This window comes from Acidovorax sp. Leaf73 (assembly GCF_916855635.1).
GTDB classification, from domain to species: domain Bacteria; phylum Pseudomonadota; class Gammaproteobacteria; order Burkholderiales; family Burkholderiaceae_C; genus Acidovorax; species Acidovorax facilis.
In genome coordinates, this window is sequence record NZ_CAKASI010000001.1 from 772,128 (window position 1) to 791,629 (window position 19,502).

The 19,502-nt window shown below is 64.0% G+C and carries 13 protein-coding genes and 1 tRNA gene; 5 read left to right on the forward strand and 9 right to left on the reverse strand.

Annotation, left to right across the window (positions count from 1 at the left end):
• Nucleotides 1–30: 30 nt before the first annotated feature.
• On the reverse strand, nt 31–2,322 hold the full coding sequence (locus tag LPA35_RS03655) for an AsmA family protein (RefSeq protein ID WP_228895116.1): 2,292 nt from the start codon (nt 2,320–2,322) through the stop codon (nt 31–33).
• Between the two features lie 204 nt (nt 2,323–2,526).
• Between LPA35_RS03655 and LPA35_RS03660 the strand changes: the two genes are divergently transcribed.
• Together LPA35_RS03660 and LPA35_RS03665 are read left to right on the forward strand one after the other, a co-directional pair.
• The gene (locus LPA35_RS03660) at nt 2,527–3,444 is read left to right on the forward strand and encodes a pseudouridine synthase (RefSeq protein ID WP_228895119.1); all 918 of its coding nucleotides are present in this window, start codon (nt 2,527–2,529) and stop codon (nt 3,442–3,444) included.
• A gap of 153 nt (nt 3,445–3,597) precedes the next feature.
• Entirely contained in the window at nt 3,598–5,628 is a 2,031-nt protein-coding gene (locus LPA35_RS03665) for a methyl-accepting chemotaxis protein (protein ID WP_228895120.1), read from the forward strand.
• 46 nt (nt 5,629–5,674) lie between these two features.
• On the opposite strand, the gene LPA35_RS03670 is transcribed toward LPA35_RS03665, so the two are convergent.
• The gene (locus LPA35_RS03670) at nt 5,675–6,037 is read right to left on the reverse strand and encodes a hypothetical protein (RefSeq protein ID WP_218300983.1); all 363 of its coding nucleotides are present in this window, start codon (nt 6,035–6,037) and stop codon (nt 5,675–5,677) included.
• A gap of 233 nt (nt 6,038–6,270) precedes the next feature.
• Between LPA35_RS03670 and LPA35_RS03675 the strand changes: the two genes are divergently transcribed.
• Together LPA35_RS03675 and LPA35_RS03680 are read left to right on the forward strand one after the other, a co-directional pair.
• A tRNA-Gly gene (locus LPA35_RS03675) sits at nt 6,271–6,344 on the forward strand.
• A 196-nt stretch (nt 6,345–6,540) separates the two neighbouring features.
• Nucleotides 6,541–7,686 carry an ROK family protein gene (locus LPA35_RS03680; RefSeq protein ID WP_228895123.1) on the forward strand — a complete coding sequence of 382 codons (1,146 nt, stop codon included), beginning with the start codon at nt 6,541–6,543 and terminating at the stop codon, nt 7,684–7,686.
• A 68-nt stretch (nt 7,687–7,754) separates the two neighbouring features.
• Here LPA35_RS03680 and LPA35_RS03685 read toward each other — a convergent pair whose 3' ends face one another.
• The 7 genes from LPA35_RS03685 to LPA35_RS03715 form a co-directional block, all read right to left on the reverse strand.
• Nucleotides 7,755–9,245, reverse strand: coding sequence for an NAD-dependent succinate-semialdehyde dehydrogenase (locus LPA35_RS03685; RefSeq protein WP_304505248.1), 1,491 nt, complete (start codon nt 9,243–9,245; stop codon nt 7,755–7,757).
• 133 nt (nt 9,246–9,378) lie between these two features.
• On the reverse strand, nt 9,379–10,200 hold the full coding sequence (locus tag LPA35_RS03690) for an ABC transporter permease (protein WP_228895125.1): 822 nt from the start codon (nt 10,198–10,200) through the stop codon (nt 9,379–9,381).
• Nucleotides 10,201–10,221: 21 nt separating this feature from the next.
• Nucleotides 10,222–11,487: an ABC transporter permease gene (locus LPA35_RS03695; protein WP_228895126.1), complete on the reverse strand. Its 1,266-nt coding sequence runs from the start codon at nt 11,485–11,487 to the stop codon at nt 10,222–10,224.
• A 34-nt stretch (nt 11,488–11,521) separates the two neighbouring features.
• Nucleotides 11,522–12,553, reverse strand: a complete 1,032-nt coding sequence (locus LPA35_RS03700; RefSeq protein WP_228895129.1) for an ABC transporter substrate-binding protein — start codon at nt 12,551–12,553, stop codon at nt 11,522–11,524.
• Between the two features lie 66 nt (nt 12,554–12,619).
• Nucleotides 12,620–13,720: an ABC transporter ATP-binding protein gene (locus tag LPA35_RS03705; protein ID WP_228895131.1), complete on the reverse strand. Its 1,101-nt coding sequence runs from the start codon at nt 13,718–13,720 to the stop codon at nt 12,620–12,622.
• Nucleotides 13,721–13,763: 43 nt separating this feature from the next.
• A complete protein-coding gene (gabT, locus tag LPA35_RS03710; protein ID WP_228895133.1) occupies nt 13,764–15,056 on the reverse strand; it encodes a 4-aminobutyrate--2-oxoglutarate transaminase in 1,293 nt (430 codons plus the stop codon).
• Nucleotides 15,057–15,689: 633 nt separating this feature from the next.
• Entirely contained in the window at nt 15,690–17,489 is a 1,800-nt protein-coding gene (locus LPA35_RS03715) for a right-handed parallel beta-helix repeat-containing protein (protein WP_228895135.1), read from the reverse strand.
• A 479-nt stretch (nt 17,490–17,968) separates the two neighbouring features.
• Here LPA35_RS03715 and LPA35_RS03720 point away from each other — a divergent pair, with 479 nt between their 5' ends.
• On the forward strand, nt 17,969–19,387 hold the full coding sequence (locus tag LPA35_RS03720) for a PLP-dependent aminotransferase family protein (RefSeq protein WP_055398091.1): 1,419 nt from the start codon (nt 17,969–17,971) through the stop codon (nt 19,385–19,387).
• Nucleotides 19,388–19,502: the final 115 nt, after the last annotated feature.

A 19,502-nucleotide genomic window follows, 5' to 3' on the forward strand; every position in this document is an offset into this window, starting at 1 on the left:
CGCGCTCGCAATCGTTGCAGTCGCTGTGAATCAACGCGAAGGGTCTGTCTTGCTGGCGGCCTGCCGTGCCGGCTGCGAGGCCGTGCCGGCTGCCCCCTGGACTCCGGGCTTGACAGGCTGCTGGGCCAGGTTCAGCAGCGGTTTGCAATGGGTGTCGTCGTCTGCCGCCGGCACGGTGATGGGTACCAGGGCCAGCGCGGCGGGGGCCACCACGGCGGCTACCACCGCAGCGCCTGCGCGCAGCAGCAGCGGTCCGGCCTCGACGCCCACATCCGGGTTGCCAAACGTGCCCCTCACATACAGGGGGGAACGCAGCGAAAAGAACTTCCATTGCAAGGATTCGGGCTTGATGCGCAGGTCCAGTGCCTCGGTGCCCAGGTCGATGGTGCCCGTGGCCTCCACCACGGCATCGTCGGTGCTCATTTTCACGACGCGGGCGGTTGCCAAGCCATCCACCACCATGAAGTCGGCCACCGCGCAGCGCAGGTGCACTTCCTTGTTTTCGCCAAAGAGCTTGCCCACGATGATGCTGCCCACGTTGAGCGCGGCCAGGTCCAGCATCTGCTTGCTCAGCGTGCCCTCGCGCACATACAGGCGCATCTCGCCCGTGCCGTGGCCCAGCAGTACGGCCATGCTGTTGCCGGTGCTCTCCAGGGCAATGGCTCCGTCCATGCGGCCAAAACTTTTCTTCATGAGCTGCACCTTGGGGAACAGGGCCGACAACTGCAGTCCCTGCACGGTGCCGCGTATCTGGGCCTTGAGGGGGGCGCTGCGGCCATCGATGGTGACCTGCGATTCGATCTTGCCTTCTGCCACGCCAAACGTGAGGGGCGCCAGTCTGAGCTGCGCGTTTTCCATTACGGCGCGTGTGCTCAGGTCCTGCAGCGGCAGGCTCTCGGGGCGGATGATGTGGCGGCCCTTGAACACGATGTCCATGTCCATGGCATTCCACCGCTCGGCCGCAAATTGCGAATCCGGCAGCACCTTGCCACCCTGGCTGCGGGTGTGTTGCGTGTTGCCGGACACGCGGGTGCCCAGCGTCGGCCCCAGGTCTGCCAGGCGCAGCTGGTTCGATGTCATGGTGCCGGTGAGCCGGGGGCGCGGTTTGCCCGAGGTGTATTTCAGCGACCCCTGCAGATCACTCTGACCCACCTTGCCGCGAAAATCGTTGTACTCCCACACCGCGCGTTCGGGTTCCAGGCTCCCGGTCAGCCGTCCGCGCGTTTCAAACGCCGGGGTGTTGGGCAGCACCAGCCCGGTCAGGTCGTACAGATCGGCCATGCTGCCGCCTTGGAGGAACACCTGAAAATCCAGCCCCGAGAGCGCCCCGGGGTTGGCCAGCACCCCTTCAGCCGACAGTGCCACGCTGCCCGCGCTGGCATCAATCTGCAGCGGATAGTTCACCACCTTGTTGCGCAGGCTGATGACCTGGCCCGCGCGCCCCTGTCCCTTGATCTGGGCCTTGGCATAGCGGCCCTTCAGTTCAAAGCGCAGGCCATAGGGCATCGCCCCCTGGGAGGATGTGCCGGGGGCCGCGATCACTGCCGTCGGGGCTGTGCCACTGGCGGCGCTGGCGGAAGCCTTGGCGGCCGGGCTGCCGGGTGGGCTGGTGGGGGCAATGTGCTCCGTTGTGTCAATGCGCGCCTGCAGGTCCAGGTCTTTCATGCCATCGGCATAGGCCAACACGCCCTGCTTGAGCACGAGCCGGTCTACATCGAAGCTCCACCCGCTCCTGGGGCCGTCCTTGCTCTCAAAGGTCCAGTTGTTGGTGCCATCGGCGGTGCGGGCCAGCGCCACCTGGGGGCTGGTGAGTGCCACGGTGTCGATCGACAGATGCCGCCCCAGCAGCGGCAGCAGGCGCACCGTGGCGGTGGCGCTGCCGATGCGGGCCATGGTGGGCGCTTCCGGCAGATCGGCGTTGTCCTTGGGAGGCGTTTTGCCATCGGCACGCTGGAAGGGGGGGATGAACCCCGCCGGCTGGTCCATCACCAGGCGCTCGGCCTGGACGGTGACGCCAGGTATCCATCGTCGCCATCCTTCCTCCAGGGGTTGGGGCCAGTGCCAGGCTGCCGACAATTCGCCCTCAATCGCAAAGTGCCTGCCCGTGGCTTCGCTGACTTTTTCGTTGACCCAGGGTTTTGCACGGTTCCAGTCGATCACGGCCAGCAAGGCGCCGAGCAGCACCAGCAGCGCGGCCACTACACCCAGGGCCACCAACAACCACCGTGCTACACGTCGACCAACCCCCGAGGCGGGTGCGGGGTGGCCGGTGGACGCGGCAGGGCGGGGAAGATCGGCAGAAGGCGTGGTAGGTGACGGCATGAAGGGCGTATGGGTTATGGCCGCATGCCGCAGAACAGCCATGCTGCACGGGACATGGGTGGGTGCCGCGTTTGCTCATGCGGCACCGGGCCTCCTGGGTTCATGCTAGCCCGCATTGGCGCGCCCAGTGGCAGTGCAGGCGCAACTGCCGCCCTTGTCCTACAGGCGGAAAACGGTGCTGCCGCGCCCTAAAATCCGCGCACCATGCACAACCCCCACCACCCCCACGCCCCGCCCATGCGCGATGGCGTGGGCCCAAGCTGCGTGGTGCTGCCCAGCCAGGGGCAGGGCAGCATGCTGGACTTTCTGGCGCAGCGTCTGCCCGTCGTGACCCGCGACGAATGGCTGCAGCGTATGCAGGCGGGGGATGTGGTGGACGAACGCGGGGAGCCCGTGTCGCCCGGGCGGCCGTTTGAAGGCAGCTTGCGCGTGTACTACTACCGCAGCCTGCCCGCAGAACCCGCCTTGCCGTTCACAGAAACGGTGCTGTACCAGGACGAGCACCTCGTGGTGGCCGACAAGCCCCATTTCATGCCCGTGACACCGTCGGGCCGCTATCTGCACAACACACTGCTGGTGCGCCTCAAGCGACAGCTGGGGTTGCCTGAACTGTCGCCCCTGCACCGTATCGACCGGGACACGGCGGGGCTGGTGCTGCTGTCGGTGCATCAGCGCACACGCGGGGCCTACCAGGCGCTGTTCCGTGACAAAAAGATCACCAAACACTACGACGCGATTGCGCCGTGGCGCGAAGACCTCGTGTTTCCGCGCGAACACATGAGCCGCCTGGAGGAAAGCCCTCAGTTCTTTCGCATGCAGGAAGTGCCCGGCGAGCCCAACAGCCACACGCAGATGCAGATGCTGGAGGTGGCAAGGTCTGGCGCCTGGGCCCGGTACCGCCTCATGCCGATCACCGGCAAACGGCACCAACTGCGCGTACACATGGCCGCGTTGGGCCTGCCCCTGCGCAACGACCCGTTCTATCCAGTGGTCAACGATCCTCCCGAAGGAGACTACTCCCGGCCTCTGCAACTGCTGGCGCGGTCCCTGGAGTTTGCGGACCCGGTGTTGGGCGTGCCGCGAATGTTTGAGAGCAGGCAGCGGCTGAGTCTGGAAGATTAGGGTTTACCACTAGTAATCGCTATTTGCTCGTTGAGGGCTGGGTGGCCCTCATGAAAGCATGGCATTGCTTTGGGTTTTGTTTTTACACACAGATAAGGTAACTTGGTTACCTGTTCTGGGCAGAGGGCCCGGAAACTGCAGAAGAAAACAACAATGAGCCCCACCACCACACACCGTTCCGTCGCGTTCAAGCTGTCGCTTGCGGCGTTACTCAGCCTGCTGCTTGTGCTGATCATCACCATGGGTATCGTCAGCGCCTTGCTCTGGCAAAACTTTGGGCGGCTATCGCGCGGCGATGCCCAGCAATACGCAGCCCAGTTGCGCACCCTGGTGCAGACGTTTGACGAAACCGCGCAAGAGCAGGCCAAACGCGATTTCACCCTGTTCAAGGCCAATTTTCCGGGCAATTTTTCGCTCAGCGAGGCGCCGGGGGCAGACGGTAAGCCCGAGGCCACGCTGGCATTTCAAGGGGTGCCGATCAATGGCGACTTTGAGGTGGTGGATCGGTTTTCCAAAGACAGCATGGGTGCCGTCGCCACCATCTTCGCGCGCACGGGCGACGACTTCATCCGTGTGACCACTTCGCTCAAGAAGCAGGACGGAGACCGCGCCTACAAGACCCTTCTCGATCGCAAGCACCCCGCCTACGAACTGATGAACGAAGGCAAAACCTTCATCGGCCGCGCCAATCTGTTTGGCCGGGAGTACATGACGGTGTATGAACCCATCCGCGAAGGCAACCGCACCATCGGCATCCTGTTCATCGGTTCGGACATCGGCCCCATTCTGGGCAAGCTCAACACCGTGATGGCGGGCCAGAAGCTGTTTGCCACGGGCGCTGTCTACGCGGTCAATATTTCAGCAGGCCCTGCACGGGGCAACGTTTTTGGTTTGACGGGCGCCAACGCAGCGCTCAAGGTCGATGAGAAAGTGGATGAGGCCAAGGCCTGGCTTGCTTCACTGTCGGGTATCGAGCAAACCGGCGATTTTGAATCGAGCTGGTCGCCGCGCCGCAGTGGCGACGGTGACACCGCCGCGCGTTATGTGGCGGTGGAGCGCTACAAGCCCTGGAACTGGGCCATAGTGGCCGAGGCGCCGGAGTCTGAAATGATGGGCGAGGCCCGCAGCGTGCTCACCTGGCTGTGGCTGGGTGTGCTGGTGGCGCTGGCACTGCTGACGGTGGTACTGGTGGTTGCCACACGCCGCTTGGTGGGTGCTCCCGTGCAGCAGCTGAGCACCGCGCTGGGTTACCTGGCGCAGGGCGACCTGACCCATGCAGTTACCCTGAAATCCCGCGACGAAATCGGCAGCCTGGCCCAGGCCATGGAAGGCTTTCGTGTCCGCCTGGTAGAAAGCCTGAGCACCGTGCGCACCAGTGCCGAAAGCGTGTCGTCGGCCAGCACCGAAATCGCCCAAGGCAACCAGGACCTGTCGGGCCGCACCGAAAGCCAGGCCAGCTCTCTGGAAGAAACGGCGGCCAGCATGGAGCAGCTGGGTGCCACCATCCGACACAACGCCGACAGCGCCAGCCAGGCCAACCAGCTGGCCGTCGGCGCCAGCCGCGTGGCCGCGCAAGGGGGTGAAGTGGTGTCCAAGGTGGTCAGCACCATGCAGGACATCAACACCAGCAGCCAGAAGATTGCCGACATCATCGGCGTCATCGACGGCATTGCTTTCCAGACCAACATCCTGGCCCTGAACGCTGCGGTTGAAGCCGCTCGTGCTGGCGAGCAAGGCAGGGGCTTTGCCGTGGTGGCTGCTGAAGTGCGCAACCTGGCTCAGCGCACCGCCGCCGAGGCCAAGGCCATCAAAGAACTGATCGGCGCCAGCAGCGCCATGGTGCAGCAGGGCTCGGTGCTGGCCGATCAGGCGGGCACCACGATGCAGGAAGTCGTGAGCTCTATCCAGCGCGTGGCCGACATGGTCTCTGAAATCAGCGCTGCCAGCAGCGAGCAGACCGCCGGCGTGGGCCAGGTGGGAGAGGCAGTGACGCAACTGGACCAGACTACTCAGCAGAATGCCGCCCTGGTGGAAGAAATGGCTGCTGCGGCCAGCAGCCTGCAGACGCAGGCGCACCAGATGGTGTCTGCCATTGCGCAGTTCAATCTGGGTGGCGCCAGTGCCAGCCCCGGTGTGCCAAACCGGGCGCGTGGGGGCTCCCACAACCCGGCAATCTCCGGCTGAACGCCCGCGCACTCGCGGGCGCTAGCGGAGCTACGCCATGGCAGGATCAGCGAAACGGAATGGGCTTGCCCTTGGCAGGCGCGCTTTTTGGAAGCCGTGAATTGAAGAATTCAGCCAGTGCCCGCTGGGTGTCGGGATGCAGCCGCCATGCGGTCCAGCCCAGGCCGATACTGCGCAGGTACACGGTGACGTGCGCGTCTTCCAGCGGGTACTGGATGGCGAGGGTGGGGTTGTCCTGCGACATCACCGGGACCCCGCTCCCATTGCTGTCCTGGGGGGCCGGGGTGACTTCAGGCGTCATCTGCGAGCGCAACATGGCCAACTCACGAATCAGATTTTCGATCTCTGGCGCTGTGAGCGTTTTGTTGATTGCCAGGGTGGCCTGCGTGCGGTCGTCGCTCAGTTGCATGGGGCTTTTCCTTCTTTCGCTGGTAGTTGTGAAGGCTCCATTGTGCTGCCTTCGGTCTGCATCCCGCCGAAGGGGCGCAAACATGGGACGCAAGCCTCTGGCCAAACCCGTTTCGGGCGCGGCGCCGCGTGGCTACAATACAGCTGCTGATGAAACTCTGGCGCGGCAACTGCCAACCCGGTGTTTTCACAGGCCTCACTGAAATACCGTTGTCCATCAACGGCTTACAGAAGGCGGGTGTAGTTCAATGGTAGAACGGCAGCTTCCCAAGCTTCATACGAGGGTTCGATTCCCTTCACCCGCTCCAGCCCCCTTCGGCTGATCATCTCCCCCCGTCCTTGTCTTTGTTGTTGTTTTGACCGCGCATGCTGCACGGATGACGGCATGGGCGCGCGCCCATCCGTAGGGCATGTCAAGCCATTTGCTGACGCCACGCGGCCGCCACCCACGCCACCATTCTGGAACGGCCTCCTTTGGAGGGGCACTATCGTGTGAGGAAATGAATGGCTTCCAAAGACAAGAACTCAGCACAGAAACCCGCCGCCAGCAAGAAGCCAAGCACGGCGCTGGAAGGTAGGGACGCCAAGGCACAACGCGAGCTGGGCATCGTCGGGCCGCATGGCGACATGCGGCTGGCCTCGGTCATCATCGAAGGCTATAGCCTCGAGTTGAGCGACGGCGAAGGCTACGTGGGGGATGTCGCCAGCCGCACGGCCTTTCGCCACATGCTCGATGCCTGGCGCAAGCTGTATGCATCCATGGAGGGCAAGGACCCTATGGGCACCAAGCCCACGCGCGAACTCAGCAAACACAAGCTGGATGCGTTGCTGGAGAAAGACGGCGTGGCCGCCCAAGCCATCGAAGCCGCGTCGGAAGACTACGCGATGCAGCTGGCGCACGTGGTGCAGCGATTTCTGAAACACAAGACCTGGCGCGGCGTGGAGCGCATCATCATCGGCGGGGGCTTTCACCAGAGCGAGGTGGGTGGCCGCGCCATCGATTGCACCCGCAAGATCCTCAAGGCCGAAAAGGTGCCCGTGGAGCTGCGCACGCTGCGCCATCATGCGGACGAGGGCGGCCTGATTGGCTGGGTGCATCTGGCGCCCCCCGCGCTGCTGCAAAGCTACGACGCCATCCTGGCGGTGGACATTGGCGGCACCAATGTGCGCTGCGGCATCGTGCAAACCCATTTGCACCGCGCCCCCGATCTTTCGCTGGCCGAGGTGGTGCGCCGCGAGAAATGGGCCCATGCGAACGACGAACCCCGGCGCGACGAACTGGTCGAGGGCATCGCCACGCTGCTCGAAGGCCTGATCGCGTACGCCGAGAAAAAGAAGATCCGCCTGGCGCCCTACATCGGCGTGGCCTGCCCGGGGCTCATCGTGGAAGACGGCTCGCTGGCCGGTGGCACGCAGAACCTGCCGGGCAACTGGGAGAGCACCCGCTTTCACCTGCCGCGTGACCTGTGCGAGCGGCTACCGCACATTGGCGATGGCCGCACCCAGGTGTGCCTGCACAACGATGCAGTGGTGCAGGGCCTGTCTGAAATGCCCTTCATGCAGGACGTGGAGCGCTGGGCGGTGCTGACGGTGGGCACGGGGCTGGGCAACGCGAGCTACACCAACCGTCAGCCGCCAGAGTTTGAATGATTTTGGCTGCTAGCGCTTATTGGTAAAGCGCTGGCAGCTATAAAATAAGTAGCATTTTGTGGGGCTGCTTATTTCTGAATGTCCCCCAGGCACAGGTACTTGATCTCCACATAGTCGTCCATGCCGTAGTGCGAGCCTTCGCGGCCCAGGCCCGACTGCTTGACGCCGCCAAAGGGCACGTGCTCGGTGGCCAGAATGCCCACGTTGGCACCCACCATGCCGTATTCCAGCGCCTCGGTCACGCGGAAGATGCGGCCCACGTCGCGGCTGTAGAAGTAGCTGGCCAAGCCAAACTCGGTGTTGTTGGCTGCGTCGATGGCTTCCTGCTCGGTCTTGAACTTGAAGACCGGGGCAAAGGGGCCAAAGGTTTCCTCGCGCGCGCAGAGCATGTCGGCCGTGGCGTTGGCGACCACCGTGGGCTCGAAGAACTGGCCGGAGCCCAGGCTGGTGAGGCGCTGGCCGCCGGCCACCACCTGGCCGCCCTTGGCCAGCGCGTCGTCCACGTGGCGCTGCACCTTGGTCAGTGCCGCTTCCTCGATCAGCGGGCCCTGGTTCACCCCAGCTTCAAAACCGTTGCCCACCTTGGCTGTCTTGACCTTGGCGGCGAACTTGGTCACGAACTCGTCGTACACACCTTCCTGCACATAAAAGCGGTTGGTGCACACGCAGGTCTGGCCCGCGTTGCGGTACTTGCTGGCAAAGGCGCCTTCCACGGCGCTGTCGATGTCGGCGTCGTCAAACACGATGAAGGGCGCGTTGCCGCCCAGCTCCAGTGACATTTTCTTGACCGTGGGGGCCGACTGCGCCATCAGGATGCGGCCCACTTCGGTGGAGCCCGTGAAGCTGATATGGCGCACCACGTCGCTCGCGCACAGCACCTTGCCGATGGCGATGGAGTTGTCGCTGTCTGCGGGCAGGATGTTGAACACACCGGCCGGAATACCCGCGCGGACGGCCAGCTCGGCTGCGGCCAGGGCTGTGAGTGGCGTCAGCTCGGCGGGCTTGATGACCACGGGGCAGCCCGCAGCCAGCGCAGGCGCGACCTTGCGCGTGATCATCGCCAGCGGGAAGTTCCACGGTGTGATGGCCGCGCACACGCCGATGGGTTGCTTCAAGACCAGCAGGCGGCGGCTGTTGTCAAACTGAGGCAGTGTCTCGCCGTTGATGCGCTTGGCCTCTTCGGCAAACCATTCCACAAAACTCGCGCCGTAGGCGACTTCGCCCTTGGCTTCGGCCAGGGGCTTGCCTTGTTCAGCGGTCATGATGCGGCCCAGGTCGTCCTGGTTGGCCATGAGCAGGTCGTACCACTTGCGCAGGATGATGCTGCGCTCCTTGGCCGTCTTGGTCTTCCAGGGGCCCCAGGCGGCGTTGGCGGCGGCAATCGCGGCCTCGGCGTCGGCCGGGCACAGGTTGGCCACATCGGCCAGTTTGAGACCCGTGGCCGGGTCGTTCACATCAAAGCGGCTGCTGCCCACCACCCATTGACCGTTGATGAGGCCGTCGGTCTTGAGCAAGGTGGGGTCGTTCAGCAGGGCGAGGGGGGAGGTCTTCATGTCCATGGGATGGTCCTTGAGAAAGGGGGCTAAACGTGGGCAGATCGAGGTTCACGCACGAAGCGGCAGCGGTCATTGTCAGCCGCCTGGGCGACGGCCGCATGTCGCCGATGTGAACTCCCGGGCGGCAAGGGGCATATCAGGCACGGCGACCGCGCAGCCACTCCAGCGCCAGCAGCAAGCTGGTGGTGAACAGGATGAGCAGCGTGGCCACCGCGGCGATGGTGGGCGAGATGTTCTCGCGGATGCCGTTGAACATCTGGCGCGGCAGTGTGGACTGGTCGGCACCGGCCAGGAACAGCGTGACCACCACCTCGTCGAACGAGGTAGCAAACGCAAACAGCGCGCCGGAGATCACGCCCGGCGCAATCACCGGTAGCGTCACACGAAAAAAGGTGTTGAAGGGCGTCTCACCGAGGCTCAGCGAGGCGCGCACGAGGTTGTGGTTGAAGCCTGCCAGAGTCGCCAGCACGGTGGTCAGCACAAAAGGTGCGCCCAGGGCGGCGTGCACGATGATGAGCCCGAAGTAGCTGTCGGCCAGGCCCAGCGGCGCAAAGTACAGGTAGGTGGCCACGCCCACGACGATGATGGGCACCACCATGGGTGCAATCAGGATGCTCATGAGCAAGCCCTTGAATCGGAAGTCGGCGCGCGACAGCCCCACCGCCGCCAGTGTGCCCAGGGCCGTGGCGATCAACGTGGCGGCCGGGGCCACGATAAAGCTGTTGCGCGTGGCGCGCGCCCACTCGGCGGATTCGAACAGGTTGCGGTACCACTTGAGTGACCAGCCGTGAATGGGGTAGGCCAGGAATGAACTCTCGGAGAACGACAGCGGCACCATCACCAGGATGGGGGTCAGCAGGAACACGAGCACGGCCACGCACAGGGCGCGCACCGCCCACCAGCCGAGCTTGTCGGCCAACGTGGCGTACAGTGGGAATTGGGGCAGAAGATGGCGCATGGTGAGTGTCATTTGAAGCGGTTAGCCCAGGCTCAATTCGGCTTTGCCGAACCGGCGGTACACGCCGTAGAGCAGTAAGGTGGCGACCAGCAGCAGGGCGCCCAGCGCGCAGGCCATGCCCCAGTTCACTTCGACGTTGGTGTAGCGGGCGATGTAGTAGCTCAGCATCTGGTCGTCGGCCCCGCCCAGCAGCGCGGGCGTGACGTAGTAGCCGATGGCCAGAATGAAAACCAGCAGCGCACCAGCACCAATGCCCGGGTAGGTTTGGGGCACATACACCCGAAAGAACGCGGCGATGGGCGAGCTGCCCAGCGACACCGCAGCACGCAGGTAGGTGGGTGGCACGCTTTTCATCACGCTGTACAGCGGCAGCACCATGAAAGGCAGCAGGATGTGCACCATCGCAATCACCACGCCCGTGCGGTTGAACAGTAGCGCCAACGGCTCCTCGATCAGGCCCAGGCCCATCAACCCCCGGTTGACGAGGCCTTCGGACTGCAGCAGCACGATCCATGCGGCCACGCGCACCAGGATCGACGTCCAGAACGGCACAAGGACCAGAATCATCAGCACATTGGCCTGGCGTGCGGGCAGCGAGGCCAGCCACCAGGCCAGCGGGTAGCCCAGCAGCAGGCACAGCACCGTAACCACAAAGCTGATGTGAAAGGTGCGCAGCAGGATGCCGCCAAACGCGCGCTGCTCCTCGGGCATGCGTTCGACCTGGCCCAGCGCATCGCGCTGCAGGTCCACCGAGGCGAGCAGGTAGTCGGGCGTCCAGCGCGCCCCGTTTTTGGCGATGGCACGCCAGAAAGGCGCTTCGCCCCAGCGTGCATCCTTGTCGATCAGCTGATCGCGGATGGACTCGGGCGTGCCCTGCAGGGGCAGGGCGCGGAAAGCGCCCATCACCATCGAACGCGCTCCGGGCACTTCCGAGTTCAGCCGGCGCGCCAGGGCGCCTGCATCAGAGCTGTCGGGCAGACGGGCCAGGTCTTTGATCAGCGCGGCATAGGCAGCGGGGCCCGGTGCCTCGTGGCGGTCCCAGCCATGCAAGGCCTCGATGGTGGCGGGCAGCGTGTTGGCGACCTCGGGGTTCTCCACGCCGCGCTGCAGCAGCGCGGCAATGGGGACCAGCAGCGTGAGCAGCAAGAACACCAGCAAGGGCAGGGTCAGGGCAAAGGCCCGCCATTTGCGCCGCGCTTCGGCACGCGACAGCGCCTTGCGCAGTGCGCCGGGTGCGTGGGCGTCCAGCGCAAGCGCGGCGGGGGCGATGGCAGAAGAGGCTTGCATGGTGTCTTGTGCTCCGAGGGTGCGGTTTTCTGACTTATTGGGTGGCCCAGGCTGCGAAGCGTTTCTCCAGCGCCTCGCCCTGGTCGGCCCAGAAGCTCACGCCGAACTGGATGGCTTCCTTGGCGTTGCTCGCCGAGGTAGGCAGATCGTCCAGCACCTTCTTGTCCAGCTTGGCGAGGGCCGTGGTGTTGGCCGGACCATAGGCGATGTTCTGCGCGTAAGCAGCCTGGTTGGCCGTCTGCATGGTGTAGGCGATGAACTTCACCGCCGCGTCCTTGTTCGGCGTGCCCTTGGGGATGGCCCAGTAGTCCAGGTCATAGATGCCGCCGGGCCAGTAGATCTTGAGATTGCGGCCTTCGCGGTTGGCCGCGTCGATGCGGCCGTTGAACACGGTGGTCAGCACCACGTCGCCCGCCACCAGGAACTGCGGCGCCTGGGCACCTGCTTCCCACCATTGAATGTTGGGCTTGAGTTCGGTCAGCTTCTTGAAGGCGCGGTCGGCACCGTCTTTGGTGGCCAGCACCTTGTACACATCGGCGGGCTTCACGCCATCGGCCATCAGCGCGAATTCGAGGTTGTAGCGCGCACCCTTGCGCATGCCGCGCTTGCCAGGGATCTTCTTGGTGTCCCAGAAGTCGGCCCAGCTAGTGGGGGCGGTCTTGAGCTTGTCGCCGTTGTAGGCCATGACGGTGGACCACACGAAGATGCCCACGGCGCAGTCGGACACCGCAGCGGGCAGTAGGTCTGACTTGCTCACGATCTTGCTGTAATCGAGTTTTTCATACAGGCCCTCGTCGCAGCCGCGTGCAGCGTCTGGTGACTCCAGCTCCACCACGTCCCAGGTCACCTTCTTGGCCTCGACCATGGCCTTGATTTTGGCCTGCTCGCCGTTGTATTCCACGGCCACGATCTTGTTGCCCAGCTTTTCATAGGGCTCGTAGAACGCCTTTTTCTGCGCGTTGGCGTTGGCGCCACCAAAGTTCACGACGGTCAGTTGCTGCTGCGCGAAGCTGGGAAGTGCCAGGCAGGCGGCCAGAGAGGCGCAGGCTATAAGGCTCTTTTTCATGGTGCAGTTTTTCCTTAGGGTTGTGGAGGAACAGGGGACGGGAAAAGGGTGTGGCTGTGCCGGTGGTCAGACCACGTAAATGCGCGTGGAGACCGGGGGGAACTCCAGCAGCACGGCATCACCCGGCTGTGGATGGGGGTTGCTAGCGGACGAAGCCAGCGCCACCTTCACCGTGGCGGGCTCTTGGCCATGGCCCAGGTCGCACATCAGGCGCAGGTGGTCGCCGTAGTAGATGGCGCGCGCCACCGTGGCGGGAATCGCCGAGGTTTTGGGGTACTCGGAATGCGCATGCAGCACGATGCGTTCGGGCCGAACACAGGCGTGCACGGCAGAGCCCAGTGCGGCCTGGTTCACGTTCACACCCGGCAACAGGTAGCCGCCTGGCAGCTGGATGGCGGTGTCGGCGCCCGCGCCTTGCAGGGTGCCCGAAAGCACCGTGTTGTCGCCCACAAAGCCGGCCACGAATCGGTTGGATGGAGCTTCGTACAGGGTTTCCACATCGGCGAGTTGCTGAATGACCCCTTCGTTGAACACCGCCACGCGGTCGCTCATGGTCAGGGCCTCGCCCTGGTCATGGGTCACGTAGACAAAGGTCACGCCCAGCTGGCGGTGCAGTTCTTTCAGCTCGATCTGCATATGCTCGCGCAGCTGCTTGTCCAGCGCGCCCAGGGGTTCATCCATCAGCACCAGCTGTGGGTTGAACACCAGGGCGCGGGCCAGCGCCACGCGCTGCTGCTGGCCGCCCGACAGGCGCGTGGGCAAGCGGTCGGCCATGCCGGTCAGGCGAACCATGTCCAGCGCCTTCTTCACACGCTCGGCCTGTTCGGCCTTGGGCACCTTGCGCACGGTGAGCGGGTAAGCCACGTTCTGACCCACGGTGAGGTGGGGGAACAGCGCGTAGTTCTGGAACACCATGCCAAAGTTGCGCTTGTGGGGCGGCGTGCCGGTGATCTGCTTGCCATCGAGCAGGATGTCGCCCGCAGTAGGGGACTCAAACCCCGCCAGCATCATCAGTGTGGTGGTCTTGCCCGAGCCCGAGGGCCCGAGCAGGCTCAGGAATTCACCGCGCTGGATGTCCAGGTCCAGCGAGCGCACCACCAGTTGTTCACCGTCGTACGTCTTTTGCACACCGCTGAAGCGGACAAGGGGCTCTGCTGATGGGTTCATGGTTGGGGGCACCTTGTAAGCAGAATGAAGGTCGGGTCGCATGTCAGCCCAGCGCGGCAAAGCTGTCGGCCAGGATGGCCAGGCCCTCTTCGAGCAGCTCGTTGGAGGCGGTCAGCGGCACCAGGATGCGGATCACGTTGCCATACGTTCCGCACGACAGCAGGATGAGCCCGCGCTTGGCGGCTTCGGCGACGACTTTCTTGGTCAGTGCGGCGTCGGGGCGGTGGACATCACCGTCTTCGAACAGCTCGATCGCCACCATGGCACCCAGGCCGCGCACATCGCCGATGGCGGGGGCTGTGGCGGCCATTTCTTTCAGTGCCCTGACCAGCAGCGCACCCATGTCCTGGCTGCGGGCCAGCAGGTTTTCCTTTTCAAACGCATCGATCACCGCCAGCGCTGCGGCACAGGCCACGGGGCTGCCGGCATAGGTGCCACCCAGGCCACCGGCTGCAGGGGCGTCGATGACGTCGGCGCGGCCCACCACGCCAGACAGGGGGAAGCCGCCTGCCAGTGATTTGGCAGTGGTGATGAGGTCGGGCGCCACGGGCCATTGCTCGCATGCAAACCAGGTGCCGGTGCGGCCAGCGCCGGTCTGCACTTCGTCAGCGATCAGCAGGATGCCGTAGCGGTCTGCCAGGGCCTTGAGGCCGGTGACGAATTCGGGTGGCGCCACGTAGAAGCCGCCTTCGCCCTGCACGGGCTCAAGGATGAAGGCTGCCACACGCTCGGGCTCGATGTCGTTCTTGAAGATCAGCTCCACTGAATGCAGGGCCTGCTCCACGCTGACGCCATGCAACGCGTTGGGGAACAGGGCGTGGTACATCTCGCCAGGGAAGGGGCCGAACCCGATCTTGTAAGGCGCGACCTTGCCGGTAAGGCCCAGCGTGAGGTTGGTGCGACCGTGGTAGCCGCCCGTGAAGGCGATCACGCCCGGGCGTTTGGTGTAGGCGCGGGCGATCTTGATGGCGTTTTCCACGGCCTCGGCACCGGTGGTGAGCAGCAGGCTCTTCTTGGCAAACGCGCCGGGGGCCAGGGTGTTCAGGCGCTCGCACACTTCCACGTAGGGCTCGTACGCCACCACCTGGAAGCAGGTGTGGGTGTACAGCTCCAGCTGGGCTTTGACTGCAGCGATCACTCCGGCGTGCAGGTGGCCGGTGTTGAGCACGGCGATGCCACCGGCAAAGTCGATGAAGCGGCGGCCCTCCACATCCCACAGCTCGGCGTTAAGCGCCTTCTGTACGAAGAGTTCATGGGCCTGACCCACGCCCCGGGCCACAGCGGCATGGCGGCGGGTGAGGAGGGCGGCGTTGGTGAAGTGGCGGTCTTGCTGCATGGCTGTGGGCGGGTGGGTTGAACACGAAATGAAGGAATGGGCGAATTCTGGAATTCGCGCCACGGCCCGTCCATGTACACCGGCATGCTGTTTTGCGCGCACTGTGCAGGTCCTCCATCCTGTACAGGCAATCCCTGATTTGGTGTGCGCCAACACGGTGCACAATGCAGCCCCTTTTGCGCAGCCGTAGTGCAATCCCCCACGCTGATCTGCAGGAAAACCGGGCACCCGGGGGATTGAAGGGTCTTGTATCGGGATGCAGCGGCGGGCCGCTTGCCATCTTCCAAAACGGTGCGTAAGAACCTGTTCAAAATCTTTTCAGGGACCGCATTGGAGTGCCATCGTGATGGACGTGGAAGCTTCGGATGCGCCGCATGGGCTCATGCCCATGCAAGCAGCTGAGCCGTCCAATCGCCCGATTTCACTCCAACCCTGCGGGCAAGTGCCTTGCCGGGCGGTCTGCGGCGTTGCGGCGCTTGCTGATAGCCAAGCTATCAACTGCGCACCGCGCCTTGCATCCCATCCCGGCAAGGTACTTGTGCGACCCTGAAAAGATCTTGAACAGGTTCTAAGAACAAAAAAGGCCTCGCAGCGTGCTGCGAGGCCTCTGCTGGCCGAAACGAGAACGCTCTGCTACCGGGCGCACACCCCGGTCGTTGCAGCCGCCCCGGTCACCATGGTGTTGTTCGTGACCACACTGTTCGGTGCAATCACGCGCACCACCGTGCTGCCCGCGTGGGGTGTGGGGAAACATGCAATGTTGTTACGCACCACAGCGTTTCCATCGGGTACATCGCCATTCTGGAATTCGGTGTGGCCCACATTGATGGCTGTCTGAAACGTCGTCTGCGTATTGATGATGACGTTGCCCTCAATCACGATCCCGGGTGCCGACTGCACTGCCATGCCCGTGTTGCCGGCGTTGATGAGTTTGTTGTTGCGCACCACGAAGTTGCGGAACCATTCGGCCGAGTCATACCCCTGCGTGATCGACATCTCCCAGCAGCCATCCGTCGCAGCATCCTGCTCAATCCGGTTGCCCTCAATCAGTACGCCGTCCATCTGGCCGTGGAAGGTCATGTTGCCCCCTTGGCAGATGCTATTGACCACCGAGTTGCGGATGTAACGGTTGTTGCGCAAGGTGACGTTGGTTCCACTCAGTCCATGGCTGCCCGACAGGTAGGTGCCGTGGTTGAAGCCGCTGCCGCTGAAGTTGTTGGCCTCGATCAGGTTGCCTTCGATCACGCTGTTGCGGAACTGGCCCAGGATGCCCATGCTTCCGTTGTGATGGATGTGGTTGTTGCGGATCAGCACGTTGTTCACACCGTGGGGAGCGCGTGCCTGCGAGTGGATGGCAATCTGGAAGCCGGATATCTCCACGTTCTCAATCACGATGTCGCGGACATTGCCACTCAGCCAGAAGCCCCAGGCCGAGTTGTTGGAGCCGTGGAGTCGCAAATTGCGGAACACGTAGCCGCCGTCGTTGGAGGTGTTGGCATAGCGCCCTCCCAGCTCAAAGGGCGCGATGGCATTGTTGTTGGTGTTGAGGAGGGGGGCGGGCCCTGCGCCATACGCATCGAAGGTGAGGGGCGCGTCTGCGCGGACGTTCATGTTCTCGAACGTGGTGACACCCACTACCCAGGCACCGCCGCGCGCAAAAAGCAGTGCTGTGCCCGCAGGCAGTGTGTTGACATTGATCCCCGTGAGGTTCTGCTTGGGTGCCGCCTGGGTGCCGGGGTTGGAATTGCTCCCTGGCACACAACCGGTGGCGGCGCCCGCCTGGCAGTCCGAGAAGTAGTACGTTACGGAGCCACCGGGCGTCGGTGCTGGCGGAGGCGCCGGTGGAGCCGGCGGTGCCGGAGGCGTTGGCGGTGGGGCGGGCGTTGGGACGGGGCTGCTGACGTAGCACGCCTTTTTCACCTGCCGCAGGGGGTCGCCAAAGGTGGCGTTGTTGCACATCACGTTGTTGGTGAATGCGCGCGCGGCAGTCCAGGTGGTGCCAGCCCCATAGACCACCTTGGCCGTACCGGTAAAGCTGCATTGCTGCCCCTCGACGGCACACAAGGTGTAGCCCGGTGGCGGTGCTGTCAGCACGGGATCGGGCGCAGGAGCTGGCGACGGTGCGCTGGCATAACAGGCCTTTTGCACACCCCACAGGGGGTCGCCAAAGGTTGCGTTGCTGCAACTGACACCGTTGGTGAAACTGCGAGGGCTGGTCCAGGTCGTGCCTGCTCCATAGACCACGTTGGCCGCGCCGCTGAAGCTGCATTTCTGTCCCTCGACGGCGCACGGCTTGTAGCCTGCCGGTGGGGTGTGGGTCGCCTGCGCCAGTGCAGGGCCTGTGGCTGTGCCCAGGCATAGACCCAAGGCAATGGCCCATGGCCTGGGTTGAAAAATCCGTGAAGAGTTGAGTTCAGATGTTCGTGTCAGCATGGGTGTCCCTCGGTGTGTTGGGTATTGGTTTTCAAACCCGATTTGCGGTCACCGATGCCAATCGAGTTGGGGGGCAAGCCTATCGCTGGGGCATGGGTGTGTGCGCATCGCGGCGGCGGAAAAGGGACAGGCGGTGGATGCAATCCGATAGCCGCTGCATCGGACAAAAGACTGAATACCGCCCATCGGTTGGGCACTACCGTTCACGGTCTGCGGGCCTTTTCGAGCGCGGCGTCATCAACGCGCAAGACATCCCACAGCGCTGCAAATCGCTGGAGACCGCTGCCCCAGGGTAGGTGGGGCTGACGGACAATAGGGGTAACCCGGCCGGACCGAATGCGGGTTCAGCGGTGGTACCCCCAGGCACGCGTCGCTGTTGACGGGAGCACACTGTGCAGGTGTCCCGTCCTGTACAAGCAATCCCTGAGTTCGCGGGTGTTGGCCCGGTGCACAATTTGGCCCCTTTCCCTGTTCTTTTGATGCTCACTCTCAGCCCGGATCTTCAGACACCGCTGGTCAGCCAGATCGTTGATGGCCTGCGGGGTCTCATCGCTGGCCAGGTGCTCAAACCTGGTGCCAAGCTCCCCTCCATCCGCGCCTTTGCGGCAGCCCACGGCGTGAGCGTGTTCACCGTGGTCGAGGCCTACGACCGCCTGGTGGCGCAGGGCTGGCTGGTGTCGCGCGCCAATGCAGGTTTTTTTGTGAAGCGACGGGGCGATGAGGGCGCTTCGCCCGGTACTGGTGCGCCCGAGCGGCCGGTGCCCCGTTTTGATGCGCGCTGGTACCTCAAACAAATTTTTGAAAACCGCAACCTGCCCATGAAACCGGGCTGCGGCTGGCTGCCCCACGACTGGCTGTTTGGCGATGCGGTCAAACGCAGCATGCGTCAGCTGTCGTCCGACGGGCCCGAGCTGGATGGCTATGGCCTGCCCCACGGCCACATGGCGCTGCGCATGGTGGTGGCCGAGTCGCTGGCCGAACACCATCTGGCGGTGGACGCCGACCAGGTGCTGCTGACCCAGGGCTCCAGCCAGGCACTGGACCTGGTGGCGCGCCGCATGGTCAAGCCTGGTGACGTGGTGCTGGTGGACGACCCGGGTTACCCCAACCTGTTGTTCATGCTTCGCTTTGCAGGAGCCCAGGTGGTGGGTGTGCCGCGTACCGCCACCGGCTACGACCTGCCGGCGCTAGAGGCCCTGCTGGCCGAGCACAAGCCCACGGTGTTCTTCACGCAGCCGCGTCTGCAAAGCCCGACCTGTTCGGTGGCATCGGTGGCGCACTTGCACCGGCTGCTGCAACTGGCCGAGCAGCACCACTTCATGCTGGTAGAGAACGACATCTATGCCGACATGGACCCTGGTGTGCGCCCCTCGCTGGCCAGCCTGGACCAGCTCAACCGCGTGATCTACCTGGGCAGTTTCTCCAAGACGATTTCGCCCAACCTGCGCACCGGCTTTCTGGCGGCGCGGCGCGATCTGCTCGATGAGCTGGTGCAGCTCAAGATGATCTCGGGCCTGACCTCGTCAGAGATCACCGAGCGCATCACCTTTGGCGTGGTGACCGACGGGCGCTGGCGCAAGCACCTCAAGTCCCTGCGCGAGCGGCTGGCCGAGGCGCACCGCACGGTGGGGCGGCGCTTGCTGAACCTGGGGTTCGAGCTGTTTCACGAGCCCGAGGCGGGCATGTACCTGTGGGCGCGCCATCCTGATCTGCCCGACAGTGCCGAGCTGTCGAAGGAAGCCACGGGTGCGGGCATCATGCTCGGCCCCGGTCAGCTGTTTCTGGTGGAGCCGCGCCCCACGGGCTGGCTGCGGTTTAACGTGGCGTTCAGCCAGGACGAGCGTCTGTGGCGCTTTCTGGAGCAGCGCATTCTGCTGGGCCAGCAAGTGTCGGAATAGGCCTGCTGTTGCCGCTGCTGGGGTGAAAAATTTAGGCCATTTTGGTCGCTAGCGCCTATTGGTAAAGCGCAATAAGCTATAAAAATTAGAGCAATTGCCCTTTGGAACTGAGGCT